Source organism: Amycolatopsis rhizosphaerae (genome assembly GCF_007713715.1).
GTDB lineage: Bacteria > Actinomycetota > Actinomycetes > Mycobacteriales > Pseudonocardiaceae > Amycolatopsis_E > Amycolatopsis_E rhizosphaerae.
In genome coordinates this window covers 1-5,164 of sequence record NZ_VJWX01000509.1, presented here as the reverse complement: position 1 = coordinate 5,164, position 5,164 = coordinate 1, and the positions used below count along the sequence as shown (strand labels likewise).

Annotated in this window: 4 protein-coding genes; 1 reads left to right on the top strand and 3 read right to left on the bottom strand. The window is 70.4% G+C overall.

What is annotated here, in order from left to right; genetic code table 11:
• The 3 genes from FNH05_RS31830 to FNH05_RS31820 form a co-directional block, all read right to left on the bottom strand.
• Positions 1-2,967: non-ribosomal peptide synthetase (locus FNH05_RS31830; RefSeq protein ID WP_186382837.1), on the bottom strand; the 2,967-nt coding region annotated here is incomplete at its 3' end.
• Between the two features lie 340 nt (positions 2,968-3,307).
• The gene (locus tag FNH05_RS31825; protein WP_144592550.1) at positions 3,308-3,529 is read right to left on the bottom strand and encodes an MbtH family protein; all 222 of its coding nucleotides are present in this window, start codon (positions 3,527-3,529) and stop codon (positions 3,308-3,310) included.
• Between the two features lie 356 nt (positions 3,530-3,885).
• Positions 3,886-4,224 carry a winged helix-turn-helix transcriptional regulator gene (locus tag FNH05_RS31820; protein WP_144592549.1) on the bottom strand — a complete coding sequence of 113 codons (339 nt, stop codon included), beginning with the start codon at positions 4,222-4,224 and terminating at the stop codon, positions 3,886-3,888.
• 118 nt (positions 4,225-4,342) lie between these two features.
• Between FNH05_RS31820 and FNH05_RS31815 the strand changes: the two genes are divergently transcribed.
• On the top strand, positions 4,343-5,041 hold the full coding sequence (locus FNH05_RS31815) for an alpha/beta fold hydrolase (RefSeq protein ID WP_144592548.1): 699 nt from the start codon (positions 4,343-4,345) through the stop codon (positions 5,039-5,041).
• Positions 5,042-5,164: the final 123 nt, after the last annotated feature.

The following is a 5,164-nucleotide window of genomic DNA, read 5'->3' as shown; positions in this document are numbered from 1 at the left end:
CACCGAGTCCAGCCCGAGTACCTCGGCGAACAGCCCGCAGAGGATCTCCTCCCGCGCGCTCCGGTTGCCCTGGCCGGCCGATCCGGTGCCGAGCACCGGCGCCGGCAGCGCGGCCCGGTCGAGCTTTCCGTTGGCGTTCAACGGCAGTTCCGCCAGGAACACCATCGCCTGGGGGATCATGTAGCCGGGCAGGCCCTCCGCGAGGTACCGCCGGACATCGGTCACCTCCGGGCGCCGGTCACCCGCGGGCACCAGATAGGCGGCCAGCATCCGGTCGCCGGGCCGGTCTTCCCTGGCCACCACGGCCGCCTGGGCGATCTCGGGATGAGCGGCCAGCGCGGTCTCGATCTCCCCGGGTTCGATGCGCAGTCCCCGCATCTTGATCTGCTGGTCGGCCCGGCCCAGGTACTCCAGCAGGCCGGCGCGGTTCCACCGCACCAGATCACCGGTCCGGTACATCCGCTCACCCGGCCGCCCGTAGGGGGCGGCGACGAAGCGTTCCGCGGTCAGGGCCTGCCGCCGGAGGTAGCCCCGTGCCAGACCGACGCCGGCTACGTACAGCTCACCGGCGACACCGGGTGGCACCAAACGCAGCCTGTCGTCCAGCACGTACGCCCGGATGTTGTCCGCGGGCCTGCCGATCGGCACCGGACCCTCCACCGGCGCCGACGGCTCCAGCTCGTGCGAGGCCGCGATGACGGTGACTTCGGTCGGGCCGTAGGCGTTGACCAGTCGTGTGTCCGGGCAGTGCCGCTGCACCCGCGCCATCGCCGACGGGGAAGCGGCCTCACCGCCGCACAGGATCTCCCTGACCGGCGCGAGGCATTCCGGTGCCTGCTCGGCGACCAGGTTGAACAGCGACGTGGTCAGCAGTGCGGAAGTGATCCGGTATTCGGCGATCATGGCGGCCAGCGCGCTGACGTCGAAGTCGGCCTCCGGTGCCACGACCACTTCGTGACCGGCCAGCAGCGGCCCCCAGATCTCCCAGGTGGCGGCGTCGAAGGCGTGCGACGAATGCAGCAGTACCCGATGATCGCCGCCGTGCTGCCAGCCCCGGTCCGATGCCAGCCTGACCACGCCGGCATGGGTGACGCCGACTCCCTTGGGGGTGCCGGTCGAACCCGAGGTGTACATGACGTAGGCGAGATTTTCGCCGGTCAGTGGCAGGCACAGGTCCGTACCGGGCAGTTCGTCGAGCGGCTGTCCGCCCACCACCAGGACGGTGGCTTCGTGGTCGAACGGGTGCTCCGGGCCGCGGTCGGTGATCAGCACGGACGCGCCGGTCTCGCGCAGCATCAGGCTCACCCTGGCCGGCGGGTAGCTCGCGTGCAGCGGCACATAGGCGCCACCCGCCTTGACCACCGCGAGCATGGCGACCACCAGCTCGGCGGAACGTTCCATCGACACCGCCACCGGGGCGTCGGGTCCGACGCCGAGTCCGGCCAGCCGGTGAGCGAGCCGGTTCGCGCGGGCGTTGAGTTCGGCGTAGGACAGGGTGCCGTCCCGGTCGGTCAACGCGGGCGCCTGCGGGTTGCGCCGCACCTGTTGCTCGAACAGCGCCGCCACGTCGACGGAGGGAACCGGGCGCTCGGTGTCGTTCCAGCCGACGAGAATCCGCTGCCGTTCGGCCGCGTCGAGCAGGTCGAGTTCGCCGATGGCCCGGTCCGGCTCGGCGACGGCCGAGGCCAGCACGCGCGTCAACCGGGCGGCCAGATCGGCCGCGGTCGCCCGGTCGAACAGATCCTCGGCGTACTCGAGTGTGCCTTGGATGCCCGCCGCCTCGCCGTCGTCGGTCAGCGTCTCCTCCACGGAGAACGACAGGTCGAACTTGGCCACCCCGGACACCGGCGTCGGCAGGATCCCGGCACGAAGCCCGTGCAGATCGACTCGGTCGGCGCCGGCGTTCTGCAGTACCAGCATCACCTGGAACAGCGGATGGCTGGCGAGGGTGCGGGCCGGGTTCAGCACCTCGACCACGCGCTCGAAGGGCACATCCTGGTTGGCATAGGCGTCGAGGTCGACGGTGCGCACCCTGGCCAGCAGATCGCGGAAGCTGGGATCGCCCGAGGTGTCGGTGCGCAGTACCAGGGTGTTCACGAAGAACCCGACCAGGTCCTCCATGGCCTCGTCGGACCGGCCGGCGACCACGGTCCCGATCGGGACGTCCGTGCCGGCCCCCAGCCGGGTCAGCAGCACCGCGAGCGCGGCCTGCACGACCATGAAGACGGTGGTTCCGGTATCCCTGGCCAGCCGCACCATCGCACGGTGCGCCGCACCGTCCAGGTGCAGCGGGACCTTGTCGCCGCGATAGGAGGCGACAGCGGGACGCGGCCGGTCCGTGGGCAGTTCCAGCAGTTCCGGCGCACCCCGCAGAAACGCACGCCACTGTGCCAGCTGCCGGCTGATGATGCTGCCAGGCTCGGTCTCGGAACCCAGCACGTCCCGCTGCCACAGGGCGTAGTCCGAGTACTGCACGGGAAGATCGCTCCACTGTGGACTTTCCTGCCGGCACCGGGCCGCGTACGCGGTGGACAGGTCCTGCAGCAACGGCCGCGTGGACCAGCCGTCGGCGATGATGTGGTGCATCACGACCAGCAGCACGTGTTCCTGCGCGCCGAGCGTGAGGAGCCGCATCCGCAGCGGAACCTCGGCGTCGATGTGGAAGGGCTGCGCGACGGCCTCGGCGATGGCCGCGTCCAGGCCGTCCGGAGCGGCGTCGGACACCGGGAGGGTCACCGGCGCGTCGGCCGGGGCCAGCACTCGCTGGTAGGGCTCGCCGTCCCGTTCGGGGAACTTCGTCCGCAACGACTCGTGCCGTGCGATCACGTCGCCCAGCGCGGCCACCAGCGCCGTCCGGTCCAGTGGGCCGGACATCCGCACCGCCAGCGGCACGTTGTAGGTGGGGCTCGGCCCCTCCAAGCGGCTCAGGAACCACAGCCGCTGCTGGGCGAAGGACAGCGGGATCATGAGACCTCCTCGGGCCTTGGCATCCGGCGCAGTGCCGGCCGCGCTGCCCCGGTCTCGGCCGGTTGGCCGGTGAGGGCGGCGACGGTCGCCGATTCGAACAGGGAGCGCAGCGCCGGCGCGACGCCGGAGGTGGCACGGATCCGGCTGGTCAGCCGGACGGCGGGCCACGGGTGGCCGCCGGGCGAGAAGAAGTTGTCGTGGCAGGCCCGGCCCCGGGGGGCCGCCTGGTCGCCGGTTCCGGTGACCGGGTCGGCGGCCCGGCGTGGGACGGCCCTGGAGGGTACCGGGACCGGCGCCTGCCGCCGGTGCGCGGTTTCCCACTGCCGGCACCATTGTGGACTCAGTCGCGCGACGCCGAGTCCATGAACTCGACGAGGCTCCTCGGGCGCATATCGGTCCAGGTGCGCTCGATGTAGTCCAGGCACGCCTGGCGGGTGTCCCCGCCGTGCTTGACCGTCCAGCCGTCCGGCACATCCAAAAAGGACGGCCACAGCGAGTGTTGGTCCTCGTCGTTGACCAGCACCAGGTAGGTACCGTCTTCGTCCTCGAACGGATTGGTCATCACCGCACTCCTCGGCTCCTCGGCTCAATACCTGGGCCGAGGCTATGGATTCCGCTTATCGCCGAGTTATCGGGCGCGCCGCAGGTCAGAGGGCGGCGCTGGTTGCCGTGCGGGGACCCCTCACGGTCGATAGGGCACAGGGTCCCGGCAAAGTCGGCCGGTCCAGCCCGAGTCCCACCTTCCGGCGCTTGTGTCCCACCCTCCGGCGCTTGTGTCCCACCTTCCGGCGTTGGTGAAAGGGGGTTGCGGGTTGCCGTGATGGGGTTCCTCACGGCGCCCATTCCCGGCTGAGCGTGGGACACACCCGCCTGAGCGTGGGACTCACGCGCGTGAGCCAAGTTCACGGAACCAGTCATCTAGCGGTGGTCGTACGCCGCGCGGGCGGCGTCGATGTGCGGCAGGTGCGTGATGCTCCACTCGAGCAGCGGCGCGGTGGCCTCGCGCAGGGTCCGGCCCATCGTGGTCAGCTCGTAGCTGACGTGCGGCGGCATGACGTTGCGGACCGTGCGCGTCAGGATCCCGTCGCGCTCGAGGTCGCGCAGCGTCACGGTGAGCATGCGTTGGCTGATGCCGTCGATGGCCCGCTTGAGCTCGGTGAAGCGTAGCGGCCCGTCCTTGAGCATGCGCACGATCAGCAGCGCCCACTTGTCCCCGACGATTCCGAGGACTTCGCGGGCTTGGCACGGGTCCTGCATGGTTACCTCCTGAGAACCGGGGCACCGAAAAGTGCCGTATTGCCCGGTGCGCGTCGTGGGGATGACGATGTTCACGGTTACCACAAGGTACCGAGGCACGAGGAGGAACCGCACGACCATGGCCACATTTCTGCTGGTACACGGCGCCTGGCACAGCGGGCAGAGCTGGGACCGGGTGGTCCCGCTGCTGGAGTCGGCGGGGCACCGGGTGCTCGCGCCATCGCTGACCGGCTATGGCGACAAGGCACACCTGCTGGGTCCCGAAGTCGGGCTCGGCACCCACATCGACGACGTCGCCGGCCTGATCGAAGGTGAGCGTCTCAACGACGTCGTGCTCGTCGGGCACAGCTACGCCGGGATGGTCATATCGGGGGTTGCCCACCGGGTCCCGGAGTGGATCGCGCATCTGGTGTTCCTCGACGCGATGGTCCCCGAAGACGGCGAAACCGCGGTCGATGTCCATCCGGTCACCAAGCGGCTCATCGACGTCGCTGTGGACGGCTGGCGGGTTCCGCCGATGCCGGAGCAGCCGCCGCCGCTCGGCTTGTTCGGGGTCACCGATCCCGACGACGTCGCCTGGTTGCGCTCGATGCTGTCGGACCAGCCGGTGCGGTGCCTTCAGGAGCCGGTTCGGTTGGGCCACCCGGCCGGGCGCATGATCCCGCGTACGCACATCCACTGCGTCGGGGCTCGGCCGGCGGGCATCACCCGGCGTCCCGTCCCGGCAGGCGAGCGGGTGCGGGAGCTGCCGACCGGCCACGACTGCATGATCACCATGCCCGTCGAGCTCGCCGGGCTGCTGCTCGAGGCGGCCTAGTACTGCAACGGCAGTTAGGTGAGGGGGTAGCCGCGGCGTTTGTAGTGGCTGAGTCTGGCTTGGTGTTGTCGGCGTCGGCGCCAGCGGGACCAGTGCCAGACGTGCCGGGCATCGGGAAGGTAG

What these genes read in the sequence shown, in the direction of transcription:
- FNH05_RS31820 (WP_144592549.1), bottom strand. Translation starts at nt 4,224, where the DNA reads ATGCAGGACCCGTGCCAAGCCCGCGAAGTCCTCGGAATCGTCGGGGAC.
- FNH05_RS31825 (WP_144592550.1), bottom strand. Translation starts at nt 3,529, where the DNA reads ATGACCAATCCGTTCGAGGACGAAGACGGTACCTACCTGGTGCTGGTC.
- FNH05_RS31815 (WP_144592548.1), top strand. Translation starts at nt 4,343, where the DNA reads ATGGCCACATTTCTGCTGGTACACGGCGCCTGGCACAGCGGGCAGAGC.